At 40.2% G+C, this 18,485-nt stretch carries 19 protein-coding genes; all 19 read right to left on the reverse strand.

Features of this window, described 5'->3' with window-relative positions:
• Positions 1-5: 5 nt before the first annotated feature.
• The 19 genes from K8Q91_02275 to K8Q91_02365 all read right to left on the reverse strand — a co-directional run bounded on the left by K8Q91_02275 (position 6) and on the right by K8Q91_02365 (position 18,485).
• Entirely contained in the window at positions 6-338 is a 333-nt protein-coding gene (locus K8Q91_02275) for a hypothetical protein (protein MCE9628801.1), read from the reverse strand.
• A gap of 21 nt (positions 339-359) precedes the next feature.
• Complete coding sequence (rsmH, locus tag K8Q91_02280; protein ID MCE9628802.1) at positions 360-1,244, reverse strand: 16S rRNA (cytosine(1402)-N(4))-methyltransferase RsmH; 885 nt, start codon at positions 1,242-1,244, stop codon at positions 360-362.
• Between the two features lies 1 nt (position 1,245).
• A complete protein-coding gene (gene mraZ, locus K8Q91_02285) occupies positions 1,246-1,680 on the reverse strand; it encodes a division/cell wall cluster transcriptional repressor MraZ (GenBank protein ID MCE9628803.1) in 435 nt (144 codons plus the stop codon).
• Positions 1,681-1,864: 184 nt separating this feature from the next.
• Positions 1,865-3,337, reverse strand: coding sequence for a lysine--tRNA ligase (lysS, locus tag K8Q91_02290; GenBank protein MCE9628804.1), 1,473 nt, complete (start codon positions 3,335-3,337; stop codon positions 1,865-1,867).
• Between the two features lie 7 nt (positions 3,338-3,344).
• Positions 3,345-3,809: a transcription elongation factor GreA gene (gene greA, locus K8Q91_02295; GenBank protein ID MCE9628805.1), complete on the reverse strand. Its 465-nt coding sequence runs from the start codon at positions 3,807-3,809 to the stop codon at positions 3,345-3,347.
• Positions 3,810-3,855: 46 nt separating this feature from the next.
• On the reverse strand, positions 3,856-5,550 hold the full coding sequence (locus K8Q91_02300; GenBank protein MCE9628806.1) for a hypothetical protein: 1,695 nt from the start codon (positions 5,548-5,550) through the stop codon (positions 3,856-3,858).
• A gap of 6 nt (positions 5,551-5,556) precedes the next feature.
• A complete protein-coding gene (locus tag K8Q91_02305; GenBank protein MCE9628807.1) occupies positions 5,557-5,847 on the reverse strand; it encodes a hypothetical protein in 291 nt (96 codons plus the stop codon).
• On the reverse strand, positions 5,816-6,634 hold the full coding sequence (locus tag K8Q91_02310) for a hypothetical protein (protein ID MCE9628808.1): 819 nt from the start codon (positions 6,632-6,634) through the stop codon (positions 5,816-5,818). The genes K8Q91_02305 and K8Q91_02310 overlap by 32 nt, the downstream gene beginning before the upstream one ends.
• On the reverse strand, positions 6,612-7,664 hold the full coding sequence (locus K8Q91_02315; GenBank protein MCE9628809.1) for a rod shape-determining protein: 1,053 nt from the start codon (positions 7,662-7,664) through the stop codon (positions 6,612-6,614). The genes K8Q91_02310 and K8Q91_02315 overlap by 23 nt, the downstream gene beginning before the upstream one ends.
• 6 nt (positions 7,665-7,670) lie before the next feature.
• Positions 7,671-8,918 carry a prolyl-tRNA synthetase gene (locus K8Q91_02320; protein MCE9628810.1) on the reverse strand — a complete coding sequence of 416 codons (1,248 nt, stop codon included), beginning with the start codon at positions 8,916-8,918 and terminating at the stop codon, positions 7,671-7,673.
• Positions 8,919-9,018: 100 nt separating this feature from the next.
• Positions 9,019-10,116, reverse strand: a complete 1,098-nt coding sequence (locus K8Q91_02325) for a site-2 protease family protein (protein ID MCE9628811.1) — start codon at positions 10,114-10,116, stop codon at positions 9,019-9,021.
• A complete protein-coding gene (gene frr / locus K8Q91_02330) occupies positions 10,116-10,670 on the reverse strand; it encodes a ribosome recycling factor (protein ID MCE9628812.1) in 555 nt (184 codons plus the stop codon). The genes K8Q91_02325 and frr overlap by 1 nt, the downstream gene beginning before the upstream one ends.
• Positions 10,671-10,774: 104 nt before the next feature.
• A complete protein-coding gene (locus K8Q91_02335; GenBank protein ID MCE9628813.1) occupies positions 10,775-11,341 on the reverse strand; it encodes a hypothetical protein in 567 nt (188 codons plus the stop codon).
• A gap of 159 nt (positions 11,342-11,500) precedes the next feature.
• A complete protein-coding gene (locus K8Q91_02340; protein MCE9628814.1) occupies positions 11,501-12,163 on the reverse strand; it encodes a hypothetical protein in 663 nt (220 codons plus the stop codon).
• Between the two features lie 121 nt (positions 12,164-12,284).
• On the reverse strand, positions 12,285-13,298 hold the full coding sequence (locus K8Q91_02345) for a rod shape-determining protein (GenBank protein MCE9628815.1): 1,014 nt from the start codon (positions 13,296-13,298) through the stop codon (positions 12,285-12,287).
• Between the two features lie 12 nt (positions 13,299-13,310).
• Positions 13,311-14,612, reverse strand: coding sequence for a UDP-N-acetylglucosamine 1-carboxyvinyltransferase (murA, locus tag K8Q91_02350; GenBank protein ID MCE9628816.1), 1,302 nt, complete (start codon positions 14,610-14,612; stop codon positions 13,311-13,313).
• 50 nt (positions 14,613-14,662) lie between these two features.
• Entirely contained in the window at positions 14,663-16,825 is a 2,163-nt protein-coding gene (locus tag K8Q91_02355) for a hypothetical protein (GenBank protein MCE9628817.1), read from the reverse strand.
• An 8-nt stretch (positions 16,826-16,833) separates the two neighbouring features.
• Positions 16,834-17,598 (reverse strand): hypothetical protein, encoded by a 765-nt coding sequence (locus tag K8Q91_02360; protein ID MCE9628818.1) that lies wholly within the window; start codon positions 17,596-17,598, stop codon positions 16,834-16,836.
• On the reverse strand, positions 17,595-18,485 hold the full coding sequence (locus K8Q91_02365) for a DUF916 domain-containing protein (protein ID MCE9628819.1): 891 nt from the start codon (positions 18,483-18,485) through the stop codon (positions 17,595-17,597). Before K8Q91_02365 ends, K8Q91_02360 begins: the two co-directional genes overlap by 4 nt.

Raw genomic sequence — 18,485 nt, forward strand, 5'->3', positions numbered from 1 at the left:
GAAAACTAACGTTGAAGTGAGAGAGTCAAAGTTGTATCAGTGTTACGAGTCGCAAAGTGAGCATTGTCACCAGTTTCCATAAAACCCATTTCTTTAGCTCTCTCTAGGTTTATTGTAGCGGAAATTGCCATATAGTCACTAACTAAAGCGGTAATATCCGTCTCAACAGTAGCTATCTTTTCTTCTGATTCTTTGCGAGCAGCCACATGAAAAATAGAGTCATTTATTAAGTAAACATAACCAAAACCCATCAATACTACTAGCACCCCCAAAACTCCTACTATTTTTTGTTCGATATTTTCAACAGCGGCCAAATGATTAAGAGTTTTAGTGTACATGGTAATAAAGTTATTAATAAATTATATTTTTTGGATAATCCGTAATTGAGCACTCCGGGACCGAGGATTACTGAGTTGTTCCTCGCGAGTTGACTTGATGGCTTTTTTGGTAATGATTTGACCAACTTCTTGAGTGTGTAATTCTTTGAAAAATTCTTTAACAATTCTAGCCTCAAGACTATGGAAACTGATCACCGCCAACCGACCCCCTTGATCTAATAGTTTAAAACTACCAGCCAAACCTTCTTTCAAAGCTTCTAATTCATCGTTGACCGCAATCCGAATCGCTTGAAAGGTTTTGGTAGCTGGATGGAGTCGGCCTTTTTGATACCACTTAGGCACCGCGCTTTTGATAATATCCACCAACTGCCAAGTAGTTTTGATTGGCCCTTTCTGGCGGGCTTTGGCGATCGCTTCGGCAATTTGCCGGGAGAAACGTTCTTCGCCGTAACCATAAATCACATTGGCTAAATTTTCTTCACCCCAGCTATTGACCACATCATAAGCAGTGACCAAGGCTTCTTCTGGTTTATCAGATAAAGTCATCACCAAAGGTGTATCAGTTCGAAAAGAAAAGCCTCGTTCGTCATCATCTAGTTGACCAGAGTTAACCCCTAAATCAAGCAAGATGCCTTGAACTTTGCCAACAGTGACCAAAGTCTCAATCTGACGAAAATTACCAACTACCGGTGTAAATTTAGCCTCACACTCAGCTAAATTTTTAGTGGCTCGAGCCAACGCTCGACCATCAGCATCTATACCAATCAAATGGCCAGTTGGGCCAATAATGTCCGCTAGTGCCTTAGCGTGTCCAGCCTCACCTAAAGTGCCGTCCACCACCACATCGCCAGACTTGAGATTCAAGCCTTCAATTACTTCATGTAAAAGAACAGGTATATGGGCCATCCTAGAAAACTCCGATTTCGCCCAACTTTTCGGCTAATTGATCAGCCTCTTTTTGGACTTTATCCTTATCAGCTTTCCAGCGGTCCTCATCCCAAATCTCCAGTCGTTCGTGAATGCCAGCGACCACCACTTTGGTATCGAGACCAGCAAACTCTCTCAGAAAATCTGGGATCAAAACCCGCCCCATAGCATCAACATCTGTTTCGACGGCGCCAGCCAACATAAACCGGTTGAACCGACGAGTGTCAGCTTGGCCCATTGAAAGACCAGCTAACTTCTCAGCCACTTTGGCCCAGGCTTTGACTGGGTAAAGCGACAAACAGTTGTCGAGACCATGCGTAATGACCACCTTCTTACCAAGCTCTTTGCGAAATTTAGCCGGCAACGCTAGGCGTTTTTTTGTATCAATAGTGTGCCGGTATTCGCCGATAAGCATAATAAGAAGATAAATTAACTAGGGTGTTGATCATTGGTGGAGCCAACGATCTCTGCCACTTTTTCCCACTACTCTCCTATTCTACTCCACTTCTTCCCACTGACCAACACCACCCCACCACTAAAACTGTTGATAACCTAAAAAGCCCCTCCGTCGAGGGGCTTTTTAGGTTATCAACTTATGATTATTCTCCTTTGGGTCTCAGGGTTGGAAAATAGATCACTTCTTTAATAGTTTGGACATCAGTTAAAAGCATCACAAGGCGGTCAATACCAATACCCCAACCACAAGCTGGTGGCATACCATACTCCATTGCTTCCAAAAAGTCTTCATCTTTTGGTTGAGCTTCATTATCCCCTTTGGCTTTATTCTTCTCCTGCTCCATAAAGCGAGCTCGTTGGTCAATAGGGTCATTAAGTTCAGAAAAACCGTTAACCAGTTCTGTCCCACCAACCAGAAGTTGGAACCGATCAATCAGTCTTGGATCATCTTCACGGCGTTTAGCCAATGGCGCAAATTCAACTGGATAATCAACCAAGAAAGTTGGTTGAATTACTTTTGGTCGACAAGCTTTTTTATAAATATGATCAATGATTTTTTCTTTTGGTAAATTTGGGTCGATACTCAAACCAAGCTTAGTCGCCTCTTTAAGTAAGTCACCTTCTGACATGTCCATCACGTTATCGAGACCAGTGTATTCTTTAATCAAATCTAGATACTTAACCACGGCGAAAGGTTCAGCAAAACTAATAGTCTGGCCATCATAAGTTAATATATCTGAACCAAAAACTTTCTGAATAACCTGTTTAAATAATTTCTCAACTCGCGCTCTTTCGGCAGTGGCATCAGAAAAAGCAGCATAGGCTTCCAGTGAAGTAAACTCTGGATTATGAGTTGGATCAATTCCCTCATTTCTAAATGAGCGTCCGATTTCGTAAATCATCGGGAAACCACCAATCATCATTTTCTTCAGATCAAGTTCTGGGGCCACCCGCAAACTAAGATCAATATCTAAGGCTTCGTGATGAGTGACAAATGGTGTAGCCGTAGCGCCACCAGCTAGTTGCTGAAGCATTGAGGTTTCTACCTCTAGGAAACCGTCACTATTTAAGAAGTTGCGAATTTCGGTAATAATTTTAGATCGAGTGATAAATCGTGTCCGGACAGTTTCATCGGTCAAAGTATCTAAATAACGTTTACGAAACCGTTCTTCCACATCTTGCAAACCAGCCCACTTATCTGGTAATGGTCGTAAAGATTTTGCTAACATCTGCCAACTAGTCACTTCTAAAGTTTTTTCACCCTGTTTGGTGGTGAATAGGGTTCCAGTCACCGCCACAAAATCACCCACATCGACAGTCGTATCAAATAATCCCAAACTATCTTCACCTAATGTGTCTTTCTTGGCTACCGCTTGAAATTTGCCAGTTCCATCAAATAAATCAAAGAAAATAAGCGCCCCTTGACCCCGACGAGCCATCAGTCGCCCTACCAATTTTACTTCAGTTTTTGCTTCACTTAACGGATCAAATTCACTACCCACCTCTTTTAAACTATGTGATCGTTCACAATGAATAGGAAAAGGGTTCTGGTTAGCCTGTTTTAAGAGTTCCAGTTTTTTTAACCGCTCGCTTCGGATGTCGTCCAGCGATGCCATTGTTTTATTATTTAACGTTTAACAAACTATATTCCACAGCCCCACTAGGAGTAGACACTTCCACACTGTCACCCTTTTTTCGGCCAATCAAAGCTGAACCAATGGGAGATAAGTGAGAAATCTTACCCAACAACATATCAGCTTCTTCAGAACCAACAATCGTTAATTCTTTTTCTTCCCCACCTTTTTTCTTAATCACCACCACCGAACCAACATCAACAGTACCGCTATGCTTGCCAGACACAATCTGGGCATTTTTTAAAATATTTTCAACTTCCTTGATTCGGTCTTCAATATCAGCTTGTCGATCTCGAGCTTCTTGATACTCAGCATTTTCTGATAAGTCACCGAGGGACTTGGCATACTCTAGATGAGCAGCAACCTCCTTACGTTCGACGGTTTTAAGATTTACTAACTCAGCTTGTAAAGCGTCATACTTCTCCTTACTTAGGTATTGAGTGTCATTATTCATGGCCAAAAGTATAGCCTATTTTGGCCAGTACGTCAAAATAGGCTATTTAAACAGTGGGTACGTCCAAGTACTCTGGAGCATAAATCTTAATGAAATCAACAAAATTGCGCATCACCCGACCAGCACCAGAAGTTACATTACGAGGCCCTTGTTCCATGACAATGGAAAATGCATAACGAGGATTATCATAAGGCCAATAGCCACTCAACCAGGAGTTAACATATTTTTTACCGGCATCAATTTCAGCACTTCCACTTTTGACTGCTAGCTTTATCTCCGAGTCTTTTAAAATCTGAGCTGTCCCATCAGTCACCGTCATTCTCATCCCCTCATGTACCACCTTAAAATCTTTCTCTTCTAAACCAAGTTGGCGAATTGGTCTAGTGGTATAGTTGTCTTGTTGTTTTAAAACAGTCGGCACTATCACGTCACCGTTGGTAGCAATAGTCGCAAAAGCTCTTAAGACTTGAAGTAAAGTCACCTGAACTCCATATTGACCAATAGCAGTATGATAAGTATCTCCGATCCGCCATTGTTCGCCTTTGAAGGTTTCCTCCTTCCATTCTGGGTTAGGGATAATTCCATCCACCTCACCACCTAAGTTAATTCCGGTCTTCTCTCCTAAACCAAACAAACGCATATATTTTTCAATATTATAAATACCCAAACCTTTCTGATCCCTAAACCCACCACCAATGATATAAAAATAAACGTTAGACGACACGGCGATAGCTTTACGCATATCAACCGACCCGTGGTCAGCGTTATCTGGGAAAATAGTCGGACGCTCTGGGTCATACGGGTTTGGCAGGGTTAACTTACCGTTAGTTTGAAAAAATTTATTTGGGCTAACAATTTTTTCTGCCAAAGCACCCATGGCCAAGATAGGCTTAACCGTTGAACCTGGAGTATAACGGCCAGAAATAGCTCGATTTAGAAAAGGATTACCAGGATCTATCCCATAACCTCTTATTTTCGCCTCATCCTTACCTTCCACAATAATGTTAGGCTCATATTCAGGATAGCTGGTCAAAGCCAAAACTTCACCGGTTTTTAAATCCATAATCACCCCAGCCCCACCTTTAAAATTTTGAGCGATGGCCAAATCTTTAATCGATTTATACAGACCTTCTTGGACCACAGCATCAACCGACAAGTTAATACTCCTGCCTGGTAAGGATTCTTTAACAACATGATCTGATTCTATCTGCCCCTTGGCATCAACTTCTTCAATTTTTAGGCCTGGTTCACCAGAGAGGTCATTATTAAAAAACTCTTCAACCCCATCACGACCAACTGGTTGTTTAGGATTATATTTGAATTCTTTTATTTGATTATCAGTGGGGTAACCAACAAAACCAAGTAAATGACCAAATCCTTCTTTAGGTAAATATTTACGACCATTATCATTCCAAATCAATTCGACCCCTTTACGATCATAAACAATTCCGCGATCAGGGAAAATAGGAGTATGATTTAATTTATTATCATCGCTTCTTTTAGCAAACTCTTGACCTCTTACCACCTGAATCACTCCTACTCTATAAGTAAAAATTAGACCAACTACCAAAAAAAATAATCCTAAAAAATATATCGCTCGTTTACTAATCGGTGATTCAATCCGACCCTCAAATTGTTGCGTGTTAAAAGACGGCAAATTACGCGAATCCAAAAATATTTCATCCGGATCAATATAATGACTCTTTTTTTGGCGTCTAAATAATCTAAAGATTGACCACATAAGAATTTACACCATAACACGAACTTTGATTTCTTCGACAACCACTATCCCCAACAACATACCTATTGTCCCCGCAAAATAATAAGGAGACCAGCCCAAAACCGGTATCCCAAAAACTAACTCCATAACAAAAAAAACTATAGCTATTTCGTAATAATAAGAAAAGATGATAAGCCCTAGACCACCCACCACTATTAATAGATATGTAGGCAAAAAATAAGCCGTCAATATTAATAGTAGACCGAAAATTAGACGATCTATTCCTTTAGTGAATAATTTCAATCCAAGATAATTCATAAATATTAATTGGTGAGGCAATGTAAATGGTTTGCAGTGGATTACGAGGGTCATTGTCTACCCCACCAACCAATCCGATCAAATATGATTCTGGGTTTTGAACTATTACCTGATCCCCTTTTTCAATCTTCAACCCTCGAGGCAACTTGGTAGTAAAATTTCCATTTCCAGCCCCGCTGACAACAGCTGGAACACTATTAGGTCCAATCACCACATTCATATCTGTCCTAGGTGATGAATAAAACTTTATTTTAGTGGTATTACTAAAAATCTGAACCACTTCGCCTAACAATAAATTTTCTTGAACGACTACCTTATCGCCCAACCTAATACTATCTGACTGGTTACGACCAATATCGACTAAAAAAGTATCATACATAGTCCGTGGTGGTCGATCAAAAACCCGAGCCACCACCGGTGCTTCTTTATTTTCGTAACGACTAGCTACTTTTTGTAAAACAGCCAACTCTGCTAATTGTAATTTATTAGCTCTGAGTTGCTCACTCTGTATTTCAACTGTTTTTTTTAAATTTTCTACCTGTAAAACCAAAGACCTCTGAGTTCTAAAAAAATTAACTGTTCTAAATAATAATCCTTGGCTTTTTTCACTAGCCACAAAAACTGGTCGAACCACAATTACAGCCACCCCAGACAAACCACGGTAAATTAGTGGACCCATAATATACAAACCGACTATCAAAACCAGAGTAATCATAATTTTGTTACTCCGTCGTGGACGATTTTGATTTTTAAAAACAGTATTTTTATCGAGGAGGTAATTCATCATCGTTGTCGATTAATAAGTCTTGATACAAGTCTAGATTCTCCAAGACAATTCCCGCCCCCCTGACCACTGCAGTATGAGGTTCTTCAACCATGTGAATTGGTAATTTTAATTCCTTTTCAAATAATTTAGCCAGACCTATCATTTCTGCCCCTCCACCAACCAACACAATTCCTTGCCTCATAATATCTGAAACTACTTCTGGTGGGGTCGACTCTAAAACCTCTTTAATAGAATCAACCAACAGGTCGATCGCCGGCATAATCGCTTCTCTGATATCACTATCAGTGATAACCACCTCTCGAGGCAACCCAGTGATTAAATCACGACCTCTGATCGTTGCTTCCATTGGTTCAACTTGTTTGATAACTGAACCAATTGCTTTTTTAACTTCCTCAGCGGTTTTCTCACCTAATAAAATTTTAAACTCATCTCTCACATAAGCACTAATATCCTGATTTAACTTTTCACCGGCAATATGTAAATTTTTAGATTTTACTACTCCACCTAAAGAAATAACCGCAATATCAGTTGTTCCACCACCAACATCCACAATCATACTACCAACTGGTTCGTAGACAGGAATTCTAATACCAATCGCTGCAGCCATAGGTTCTTCTACCACATGAACTTCCCGAGCTCCAGCATTACGAGCCGCATCACGAACCGCCCGACGCTCCACGTTAGTAACTCCTGACGGTACACCAATCACCACTCTCGGTCCCAGTAATCGCTTAGGAGTCAAAGCGGTAGCTTTTTTCATAAAATAAGCCAGCATCTCTTCAGCTACTTCGAAGTTAGAGATCACCCCATTTTCAAGTGGCCTAATCGCGGTAATGTGAGCCGGAGTCCGTCCAATCATCATACTGGCATCATTCCCAACCGCCACCACTCGACCCGTTTTTTGATTAACTGCCACAATAGAAGGCTCGTTAAGGACTATCCCTTGACCGCTAACATAAACCAAGGTGCTAGAAGTACCCAAATCAATACCAATATCACTCGAAAACATTTCATAGAGTTTTTTAAACATGAAAAATTATTTCAGACTAGCCAACAAATCAGCCTCGGATAAGTTTTTGACCTCCCCCGTCATCCTATCTTTAACCTCTAAACTACCAGCTGTAATCGTTTTTTCACTCACCACCACTCGAGTTGGTAAGCCCAACAAATCAGCATCGCCTAATTTTTCACCAGCACCAAGATCTCTGTCATCGTAAAGAACGTCTACACCTTGATCGGAAATATGTTTGTAAAGTCTTTCGGCTTCTTGTTTAACATTATCACTACCACCTAAAGAAACGAGATGGACAGTAAACGGCGCAATACTTTTTGGTAATCTCATCCCTTTATCATCGGCCAAGACTTCCACTACCGTTCCCAACAAACGACCCAGACCAATTCCATAAGAACCCATCACTACAGGATAAGAAGCTCCAGCTTCGTCTTTATACATTAAATTCATTGGCGCTGAATACTTGGTTCCCAATTTAAAAATATTACCCACCTCAATTGACTTGGCTTCGTAGCACTCTTCTTTATTAATACCCAGTTCAGCCAGTATTTCGTCCGTAAAAACCTCTTCATTGATAGCAATACCTTTTTTGTCAGAGATATAAATTTTATCCTCCCCCGCCTCACTAAGAGTCTGAAATTCATGACTATATTTAGAGAAAGAACCGCCTGAAGCAAAAGTTTTATAGGTTAAATGCCCAATACCAACCGCTTCAAAAATACGTTTATAACTATCTGCCACCTCTTCATAAAAACCATCTAAAGCTTCTTGGTCAGTATCAAAAGAGTATAAATCTTTCATTAAAAATTCACGGCCACGCATAATACCACTTTTGGCTCGTAGTTCATTACGAAACTTAGTTTGGAATTGATACACTCTTCGAGGTAAATCTCGATACGACTGAATATACTCAGCCATAATAGAAGATAATGGCTCTTCATGAGTAGTAGCTAAACCTATCTCACCCCCACTTTGTAAATTAGTTTTAAACCAAACATCAATCACCTCATCAGCCCAACGTCCACTTTTTTGCCAGACTTCAGTATTTTGCAAAGCAGTCAATTCTACTTCCTGACCACTAAGCTTATTCATCTCGGCACGAATTATATTTTCAATCTTTTTTAATGATAGAAGACCTAATGGTAAATAAGAATAGACACCCGCCATTTCTTTATGAATAAACCCAGCTCTAATCAAAAGCTTGGCATTTTTTGATACTTCATCTTTTGGGTCTTCCCGGCGAGTTTTAGTAAAGAGTTGTGATTGACGCATAGATCACCCAATCATAAACGATAAGTGACTTGGGGTCAAAATTACGTATTAACTACTTAATTTGACTTAAGGTAGATACTGTCTTGAAATTTAAAACGCCTTACAAGAGCTTAATGACATCACCCCACGTCACGTAGAGCATAAAAGAAATAAGGATAACAAAACCAATCAAATTGAGAGTGTTGGCTATTTTAGGATTAAGCGGCGAACCTTTAATGGCTTCAACTATCAAGAAGAACAGGCGGCCACCATCAAGAGCAGGAAATGGTACCAAGTTTATAACCGCTAGATTAATCGAGATAAAGGCAGTGAAAGTAACTAAATAAACCAAACCTAAAGCACGAGCATCACCCACCATTCCAGCAATTCCTACTGGTCCAACCACAGCCTCCTTAATGGGTAGACCTTGAGCAATTTTAACAACCAAATCACTTAAACCACCCACCATGGACACCACTGTTTCATAAGTCATCTGAGCACCGAACCAAGGCGCCTGATACCAACGACTATCCACAATAGCAACCTGCTCAAAGCCCAGACCAATAGCCCACTGACCAGGAATAATATCTTGAGAAGCTAAAATTTTAACTTCTTTTATCTGACCATCCTCTTTTTCTACCCCAACAACCAAGGGTCGGGAAGCCAAACGATTAATAATTGTTTTTAAGTCATCTACGGTTCTGACTGTAATTTTATCCCCGCTCAAGTTGCGGACATAAGCAACAATGTCTCCCGTTTTTAATTCAGCTTGCTGAGCTGGTGAGTCAGGCAGAACTCCTGAGATGACAGTTCTAGCGTCAGTAACAGGAAATTTGGTAGCTAAATCACCTGACACCGGAAAACCTAAAACAAAAGCCAGACTAAACAAAACCCAAGCTAAAATTAAGTTAAAAGTCACCCCAGCCACCAAAACACTAGCTTGTATTTTTTTTGACTGACTAGCCAAACTACGATTTTTATCTGGACCAGTTAATGAATCTTGGTTTGGATCTTCTCCAAAAATTTTTACATAACCACCAAACGGAATTAGATTAAGGGCATAAATTGTCTCACCATACTTATAAGAAAATAATTTAGGTGGAAAACCAATAGCAAACTCATCCACTCGTACCCCAGATATTTTGGCCACCAAAAAATGACCAAGTTCGTGAACGAAGATCAGAAGAGCTAAAATTAAAATAAAAATTACAATTGTCATTAGATCTCCATTATTTCTACCTCTTTCTTATCAGCCAGACCTTCTAAACCCCGATTTGCTTCATCAACTAATTTTTGAAGTTCTTCTTTTGATCGGTGTAAATCATCCTCACTAATTTCACCCTCTTTTTTCTGATTATTAAGATCGTTAGTCACTTTTTCTCGTTCTTTACGGAGAGAAACCCGGGCATCCTCCAATTTTTCACCTACCAACTTAACCAGCATTTTTCGACGTTCCTCGGTCAAATCAGGAAAAATTACTCGAATACTGGTGGAGTCTGGTGAAGTAGACACTCCAATATTACTAGCCGCAATCCCCGTCTCAATCGCCTTAATTTGACTAGCATCCCACGGCGTAATGCGAAGAGTCTTAGGATCTTCAGAGCTAATATTGGCTACGTGTTTAATCGGCATTTTACTGCCATAGGAGTCAATCATCACCGAGTCGAGCAGGGTCGGAGTTGCCCGTCCCGTCCTTAACATCGCAAATTCGCCTAGTAACCAGGTTTTAATTTCTTCAATTTGAGTTTTAAAGGGTGAAAAATTGTAAGCCATACGAAGATTATCCTAACATGTTTTCTTTATTTGGTCATTATAAAAAAAGAAAATAGGCAGGTGACCATGAGTCACCTGCCTATTAGAAACTTTTCATCCCCCTGTTAAATCCATTCGTACCAAGGCGCACGACGAACTATTCGCCGATACAACAAAGGTATAGCAATACCGGTACCAGCGATACCCATATAGATAGGTAAAGCCCAGTTAGCCAAGGTATTTTCTGGGATCGCAAAGATACCCAAAAGATACGCCAACGAAAAGGCTACCCAGGCAAACGGTCTGTCCCTCTCTGGATCTTCCCATACCCACCTAATTGTTGGCCAAACAGCAAACAAATCAGCGACCAAGGAAATATACAAAGCGTATTGGGCCAAGGTTTTATCAGACCGGACATACCACCAGAGAACCAGAGACAAGACGCAGAGAATGATACAGACCCACTCTACCTTGTCAGGCCAACTCAGTTTGCCGTGTCGCCATATCACTAAGATGGTGACCACGCTTGGATTGATGAACCCAAACAAAGCCGGCCAGGCATTAGCTTCGGCCCCCGAAGAACGGTAAGTCAAAAGCAGGGACAGGCCAATCACCGACCAAAGAATCCACCCAGTTACGTTAGGATGGATTTCCTCACGCCACACCCGATAGATATAAGGCATGACGCTCATGGCCACCAGAACTCCAGACAAGAGCCCAATCTGTTCCTTAGTCAAAACACACCTCCAATTCTTGTTTATCAACCCCAAGGTTGCGGTTAGTTTTTAGTTGGGAGAATTTATCAAAATATCCACTCAAGATAATACAACAAATACAACTAAAGTCAATATCTAAAGAATAGTGGCTAAATTTTCCATCACCAAACGAGGCACCGCCGAACGATCAGATAAGTTTCGCTTAGCTTTTATTATTTCTATAACCTCAACCTTTGGTAATCTATTTTGATTGAATCCATCTTGAACCACCGCCTCGCAATCCGTTAAAAATTTCATTAATTGACCTTTAACTCCATCTTCTTTGTAGTTAAAATTAGACTCGATCAATTCTAGGCGTTGGTGAGGATCGGCATTTAAAAAATTACTGGCCAGTGATTTATCTTCAATTTTTTGGAAATTTGTCTCAGATTTTAAAACTAGCAATCTAGATAATACTGTTGGCAACAAAATTCCCTCATGCGCGATAACTAAAATAATCTTAACGTCTGTAGCTGGTTCTTCTAAACTCTTTAACAAAGAATTCTGGGCTTCAAGATTTGCACTAACAATTCCCCAAACTGCGTATTTTATTTTTCCACCCAAAGGCCGTGTTGACTGCCAAGTTTTTACTTTATGACTATCGTCCACACTAAAGTTATCAAATAATTCACACCAGACATCAGCTGAGTTAACCGGTAATAAGGCCTTAAATTCAACTATTAGCTGACTCGGCTCCCCCACTACCGCAAAAGCATGGTGATTGGAATTTAAGATTTTTTGTAATAAAGAAATATCCATATACTTTGAGTATGAAGAAATTATAGTACGAGATCAACATTGCGCAGGTCGGCGGACCGAGCATAGCGAAAATTTAGCAAAATTTTACGCGCGTTGAACGAGTAGTGATAATTTCGAAATTTTAATGCTTAGCAATCACACTCTTCTTATAAGTTTCCAAGTGTTCCAACGCAATACCAGTCCCTTTCGCCACACAAAATAAAGCTTCGTCGGCCAAATAAGCCTTAACCCCGGTTCGACGATAAATCAACTCAGGCAAATTTCGTAACTGAGACGATCCACCAGTCATAATAATTCCCTGGTCAATAATATCAGAAGCCAGTTCTGGTGGTGTATCCTGAAAGACAGCCTTAATTGCTTTTACTATTTCCCTTAACTCTACATCAATCGCTTTTACTATTTCGTTAGTCTTTATTTCAACTCCACGTGGTAAGCCGGTCATAAAATCTCGCCCTTTGATCTGATGAACCAACTCTTCTTCCATCGGCACCGCTGACCCAATCGCAATCTTCACTTCTTCTGCTGTCTTATCACCGACACCCAAATTAAAAGTTTTCTTAATATAGTCAGCAATCGCCTGGTCAATTTTATTACCCGCATGCTTCACCGAAGTCGAAGCTACAATACCGCCCAGAGAGATGACAGCCACATCAGTGGTCCCTCCACCAATATCTACTACCATATGACCCTTAGCTTCATAAATCGGGATACCAGCTCCAATAGCGGCTAAAATTGGCTCCTTTACTACATAAGCATTACGAGCCCCAGCTTTCATCGCCGCCTCAATCACCGCCCGCCTTTCCGTTGAAGTAACTCCCGCCGGCACCGACACCATGACGTCTGGTTTCCAAATACTCCACTTTCCTAAAGCTTTACTAATATAATATTTAAGCATGGCTTCGGTTACTCGATAGTCAGCAATCACCCCATCCTTCATAGGCCGATAAGCAATAATATTATCGGGTGTTTTGCCAATCATATCCTTGGCCTCCACGCCCACTGCCACCACCTTATTATCAATCTGTGACACCGCCACTACTGATGGTTCGTTTAATACAATCCCCTTGCCAGGTAGAAAAACTAAAGTATTAGCGGTACCGAGATCGATACCGAGTTTTCTGGTAAAAAAAGCCATGATAATAAAGAGTTAGTGTTGGCGGGTAATATTGACACCCACCTTTTTTAGTCGTTCAACTATATTTTCGTAACCACGATCAATATAGTGGACATTATGGACCACAGTTTCCCCTTTAGCAATAATACCAGCCAAAACGTAAGCCAAACCCGCTCTCAGGTCAGGACTCTCCACATGTTTACCAAATAATTTAGTTTGGCCCTCAATAATCGCTCGATGAGAATCAAGAATGCGAGCATTAGCCCCCATTCGGTTTAATGTTTCTAAATATTGCAGCCGACCTTCAAAAATAGTTTCAAACATAAAACTTTGTCCCTCAGTCTGCGTCAAAAAGACAGCTAATGGTGCTTGCAAGTCAGTTGGGAAGCCTGGGTATTCATGAGTTTTTATATCCAAGGCTTTAAATTTTTTAGGTTGCACCCCTTTAACTTGCACAAAATCTTCACCAACAATTAATTTTACTCCCGCCGATCTTAAAGACAATAATAATGAATCTAGATGATCTGGTTCACAATTAGTTATTTTTAAATCTTTACCAGCTAGTGCCCCCAAGATAATAAAACTACCAGCTTCAATTCGATCGGGAATAGTTTGATAAACTTGTCCGGAACCATCCAATAAACCACCACCTTCAATTGTTAAAGTTGGTGTCCCTAAACCGTAAATTTTAGCGCCACACTGATTTAAAAATTCTCCTAAACTTTGAATCTCTGGTTCTAGGGCAGCATTTTTTATAACTGTCACCCCGGAAGCCAGAACAGAGGCCATCATCAAGGCTTCCGTACTACCCACACTAGCCACACGCAAAAAAATCTCCGCCCCATGCAAACGCTTATTTTTATTTTTAACCTTAAAAATGTATTCTTTTTCTTTTTCACTAAAGACCGCCCCCATATCAGTAAAACCTTTCAGGAAAATATCAATTGGCCGTTTACCTATCACACAACCACCAGGATGAGGAAAAGAAACTTTACCTAACCGAGCCAACAGTGGCCCAGTTAAAGCGATTGAAGCTCTAATCCTTTTTGCGATATCTGGCGATATAACATGAGTTTTAACATCTTGGGTAAACAACCGATAAGTATCATCACTTATCTTTTCAACTACCACCCCTAAATCTTCTAACAATTCCAAGATTCTCTTCACATCTTCAATGTCCGGCACATTGGAAATAGTCACTTCGTTTTTAAACAACAAAGAAGCCGCTAACACCTTCAGAACAGCGTTTTTAGCTCCACCAACCTTAATAGAACCAGCCAAGGTTCTTTGACCAGACAAACCTTTAATCTCAAAATAGTCTTGCTCATTAGCCATAGAACCCTATTGTAGGGCCTGACCTGTTTTTGAGCAAACTGTGTATATGTTTAGATCAAAATATCCTCAGACAAGACCCCTTTTGTTAAATTGATTGGTTCACTTTGGTAGACCTTAGCGTAAGCTCCATCAGGTTGGCGATGTTCAACTGTAAAGTAGTAAACCCCTGGTCGAACGAGCATGTAAAAACGACCAACAACGTCAGTCACCACATGTTTAACCTCTTGATTAATATCAGCATAGAAAGCTCGAACAATAGCAAACGGAATTGGCTCATTATTATCACGCCTTTTGACCACCACTAGACGGTGACGATAATTATAAACACCTCGACTAGCAAAAATTAAACCGTAACAAATCAAAATACCGATATTACTCCAACTTGGACTAACAAAAGTAGAAATACTTGAAAAAATTAAACCAACCCAAACAATAAGCTGAACTATTTTAACTCTCTTTGCTTCTCGAGCAGAATAAACTTTGAAGAATTCTGTTTGCCCTTTCACGAATTCATTCCAATCAAAACCAACTGGGTCTAATGGAATATTTAAATTAACCACTTCATTACCAGAGGTAATAAACGGATCACCAAAATACAAGTTATCATAAAGCTCATCTACTTGTTTACCAGCTAACAATTTTGATGGGAAAGCATAGTGAGTCTTACCGGCTTTTAAGGTATAAGTATCCGATGGAAGAAAGAGGCCGTAGCGACCGTCGATATCCGTAATCGCTGAGGATACTTCTGTTGCAGGATCTAGGTAACGATAAACACTAACATAAGCTGGATCAATTGGTCTTTTGGTCACTGCATCATAAACAGTACCCCAAGGTTTATTTTTGCGACGAAAACCAAAATAACCCAAAAATGAACCAAACCAACGCAGAATCAAGAGATAGAGATCAACAAAAGAAGTCACCTGACTAGCAATCGCCACTGTCTGAGCCACTCCCACCAACAAACCGGTCCCCACCGACACAGGCACCAAACTATTTAAAAGCAAATCCAGAGGATTAACCTTATTAACCGGAGTAACCCCAGTAACTTTCAAAGAACCAACAATTCTTTTAATAGTCTGATCTTTATAATTAATAATGTAGACAAAAATTGGATATAAACCATCTTTACCTAGAGAACCGATACTAGCCGTATATGCTGTTCTTTCAGTATTTAGTCTTAGCAAGAAAGAAAATGTCTTATTAGGATCAGTTGGGTCTGCCACAGTTACACCAATCGCCTTTAAAACTCCCGGTACTCGATCGGCTGGTAAGTAGACAGTGAGGTCTTTTTTGCCATTAACCACTACAGTTGTTCCAAAAGTAAAAAATTGTCGTGCTTCACCATCTTGAATAAAAACAAAATCTCCTAATGATAAGTTTACTAGAGCTGGATCTTCCGTGTCAGTCGAAGGAAATTGACTAAAAGGATCTACCGGTGATTCTTCTTCTGGTAATTCGTCTTCACCGTAAGTACAAGCACCGCTACTAATAGTAGCAACCGGATCATAGTTATTAGCCTCTGGGTCAAGACAACCAACAACAGGAGGAGTCGAAGTGGCATAGGTACAACTACCGTTACTAACGGTCGCTAGCGGATTATAGTTACTAGCCAGCACATCAAGACAACCGATTACTGGTGGATTATTATCAATCCCAGTACCAGGCAAGACCTCAAACGTAATCACCCCAGAAGAATAATCACCAGAGGCACTACGCACAAAAATACTATAGTAGTAAGTAGCACCCTGAGCGACATTAGTGTCCGTAAAAGATTGATTAACCCCGTCGTACAAAAGCGTCCCCTCGTTTGGAGATACCGCAATCGAGTTCAGTTTACGAACCAATCTAACCGCTTGAAAGTCGGTAAAAGTTGGGTTAGTCCAAGTTAAAACGACCCTTTTAGGGGCTGTATCATAGTAATTAGAAATAAAATTCGTCACATTTGGTACTGAGACAGATAAATAAGTACAACTACCATCATCTACAGTAGATGAGGCATTAAAATTAACAGCTACTGGATCCATACAACCATTGATTGGGTCAGTACCACCACCGCCACCATCAGTTGTACTAGCGCTAGTCACATCTAAAGTCACATTTAAAGAATCTGTGTCCGTGACAGCTAAGACAGAACTACCGATCCCCAGCAATAAAAAACAAACTAGCAAAAAAATATTTAGTTTGATCTTTATCAAAGAAAGAAATATTTTCATTAAAAAATCTAAAGAGTTACCGCTGTTGCTGTAATAATGGCCCCATATGATCCAGTCGCTAGATTTTTAGTTGCTCCCACTACCGCTTTTAATCTCAATACCGTCGCAGACCCAGCTGGATTATTAGCTGAAGCGCTAGCTGCAATCGTTTTACCAAGAGTATCAAAACCATCCCAACAACTACCACTAGTGTCTGACGATCCACTATCACAAACAGATGACCCGTCGTCTAAGAAACGATTAATGATATCGACCCCTTCAGGACTAAAACCGAATTTAGCCTCAGATGTACCAACTGAAAAAGAAAAATCGGGTGCGAGGCCAGCTGGAGTATAATCATCAAAACTATTAGCCCCTGATTTCAAAGCTGGATTCGTATCAGCTGCCACCGACAAACTATAACCACTTGGATTATTGGTCACCACCGTCCAACTAGCTGAACCATCAGAGGTACCACCACTAGCACCAACAATAGCTGGCGACATCGACACATCACTAGGTGAGCTCAAATTTAAACTAATAGTTACCCCACTAGATTCCATGGCTTGATACCCAGCATTGAGATTATAAGATGAACTCGTACTCGTTCCTGTACTAATTTCACCTAAAGTATCCTCTATTATGTAAGTACCAGAAACAGATCGAGCTCCAGCAAAATTAATACTATCTTTTTCTAGTTTGTAATTAGTACTACTCGCTACATAAGCCCAGGCCGGACCAGCTAAAACCAAGCAAACTATAAGATAGGTTGAATAAAAAATAACAACTCTCATGTTTTTAATTTTATCATAAAACGATAAATCAAACCGCCAATTAACAATATAATTATCCCTCCAATGATTAAACCCGTTAGCCAACCAAGCACTATAAACCAGACTGTTTTTTTGTCTATTATATTTTCATAACCTCTATTTAATTGCAGTTCCGCTTGGTAAATACCAGTTTTCAACTCAGGCGCCAAGACTATTTTCTGTCTAGCTGACTGAGGCAAAACAAACCAAGGCTTGATCACTATCTCTTTTGACTGCCCGCCGAACAAAGGTTTAATAGACAATAAACCATACGGATTCAAATAAGTATTACCCTTATTATTAAACAACATCGAAAATTTAATAGCCTGCGAACCAAAGTTAACGTATCTGCCCTGATTTAAACTGGCCAAAAAACCAGACTCTTGTTTTTCACCTGCCACCTTAACAAAAACCAACAAACCTAATCGGGGTTTAGTCTGGGGACTAGCAGTTACCGTTTCTAACCTAGGTGTAACCAAAACCGCTGCATGTAAACTACCAACAGGCGCCTGGTCAGGTAAAGTAATCGTTACTGGGATAGTCTTTTCTTCACCTTCAGCTAAAACAAAAGACTGCTCCGGTACAGAAAAATAATTTTTTAGAGAAAACCGACTAGTCAGTCTACCTAAAAATCTAACTCCCCCTTCTTCGGCTGGAGAGGCTTCAACATCTTCAAATGAAATATCAAAAACACTCTCTCGCCCTAAATTGTTAACAATAAAAATATCTTTACTAATCTGACCGCCTGGAATTAATTCTACTTCTATTTTTCCTGGACCTAAAGTTAGCGACGGTTCAACCGCCTGAGAGGTGTTTGGTATGAAAAAAACAACCACCAACCAAGTTGTAATGAGTATTTTTTTAATCAT

Source organism: Candidatus Vogelbacteria bacterium (assembly GCA_021414225.1).
Classification (GTDB): Bacteria; Patescibacteriota; Minisyncoccia; order Phycocordibacterales; family XYD1-FULL-46-19; genus JAIOOX01.

Bases quoted from the DNA above. Each gene is read 5' to 3' on its own strand.
- K8Q91_02275 (MCE9628801.1), bottom strand. From the start codon at position 338: ATGTACACTAAAACTCTTAATCATTTGGCCGCTGTTGAAAATATCGAA.
- rsmH (MCE9628802.1), bottom strand. From the start codon at position 1,244: ATGGCCCATATACCTGTTCTTTTACATGAAGTAATTGAAGGCTTGAAT.
- mraZ (MCE9628803.1), bottom strand. From the start codon at position 1,680: ATGCTTATCGGCGAATACCGGCACACTATTGATACAAAAAAACGCCTA.
- lysS (MCE9628804.1), bottom strand. From the start codon at position 3,337: ATGGCATCGCTGGACGACATCCGAAGCGAGCGGTTAAAAAAACTGGAA.
- greA (MCE9628805.1), bottom strand. From the start codon at position 3,809: ATGAATAATGACACTCAATACCTAAGTAAGGAGAAGTATGACGCTTTA.
- K8Q91_02300 (MCE9628806.1), bottom strand. From the start codon at position 5,550: ATGTGGTCAATCTTTAGATTATTTAGACGCCAAAAAAAGAGTCATTAT.
- K8Q91_02305 (MCE9628807.1), bottom strand. From the start codon at position 5,847: ATGAATTATCTTGGATTGAAATTATTCACTAAAGGAATAGATCGTCTA.
- K8Q91_02310 (MCE9628808.1), bottom strand. From the start codon at position 6,634: ATGATGAATTACCTCCTCGATAAAAATACTGTTTTTAAAAATCAAAAT.
- K8Q91_02315 (MCE9628809.1), bottom strand. From the start codon at position 7,664: ATGTTTAAAAAACTCTATGAAATGTTTTCGAGTGATATTGGTATTGAT.
- K8Q91_02320 (MCE9628810.1), bottom strand. From the start codon at position 8,918: ATGCGTCAATCACAACTCTTTACTAAAACTCGCCGGGAAGACCCAAAA.
- K8Q91_02325 (MCE9628811.1), bottom strand. From the start codon at position 10,116: ATGACAATTGTAATTTTTATTTTAATTTTAGCTCTTCTGATCTTCGTT.
- frr (MCE9628812.1), bottom strand. From the start codon at position 10,670: ATGGCTTACAATTTTTCACCCTTTAAAACTCAAATTGAAGAAATTAAA.
- K8Q91_02335 (MCE9628813.1), bottom strand. From the start codon at position 11,341: ATGAGCGTCATGCCTTATATCTATCGGGTGTGGCGTGAGGAAATCCAT.
- K8Q91_02340 (MCE9628814.1), bottom strand. From the start codon at position 12,163: ATGGATATTTCTTTATTACAAAAAATCTTAAATTCCAATCACCATGCT.
- K8Q91_02345 (MCE9628815.1), bottom strand. From the start codon at position 13,298: ATGGCTTTTTTTACCAGAAAACTCGGTATCGATCTCGGTACCGCTAAT.
- murA (MCE9628816.1), bottom strand. From the start codon at position 14,612: ATGGCTAATGAGCAAGACTATTTTGAGATTAAAGGTTTGTCTGGTCAA.
- K8Q91_02355 (MCE9628817.1), bottom strand. From the start codon at position 16,825: ATGAAAATATTTCTTTCTTTGATAAAGATCAAACTAAATATTTTTTTG.
- K8Q91_02360 (MCE9628818.1), bottom strand. From the start codon at position 17,598: ATGAGAGTTGTTATTTTTTATTCAACCTATCTTATAGTTTGCTTGGTT.
- K8Q91_02365 (MCE9628819.1), bottom strand. From the start codon at position 18,485: ATGATTAAAAAAATACTCATTACAACTTGGTTGGTGGTTGTTTTTTTC.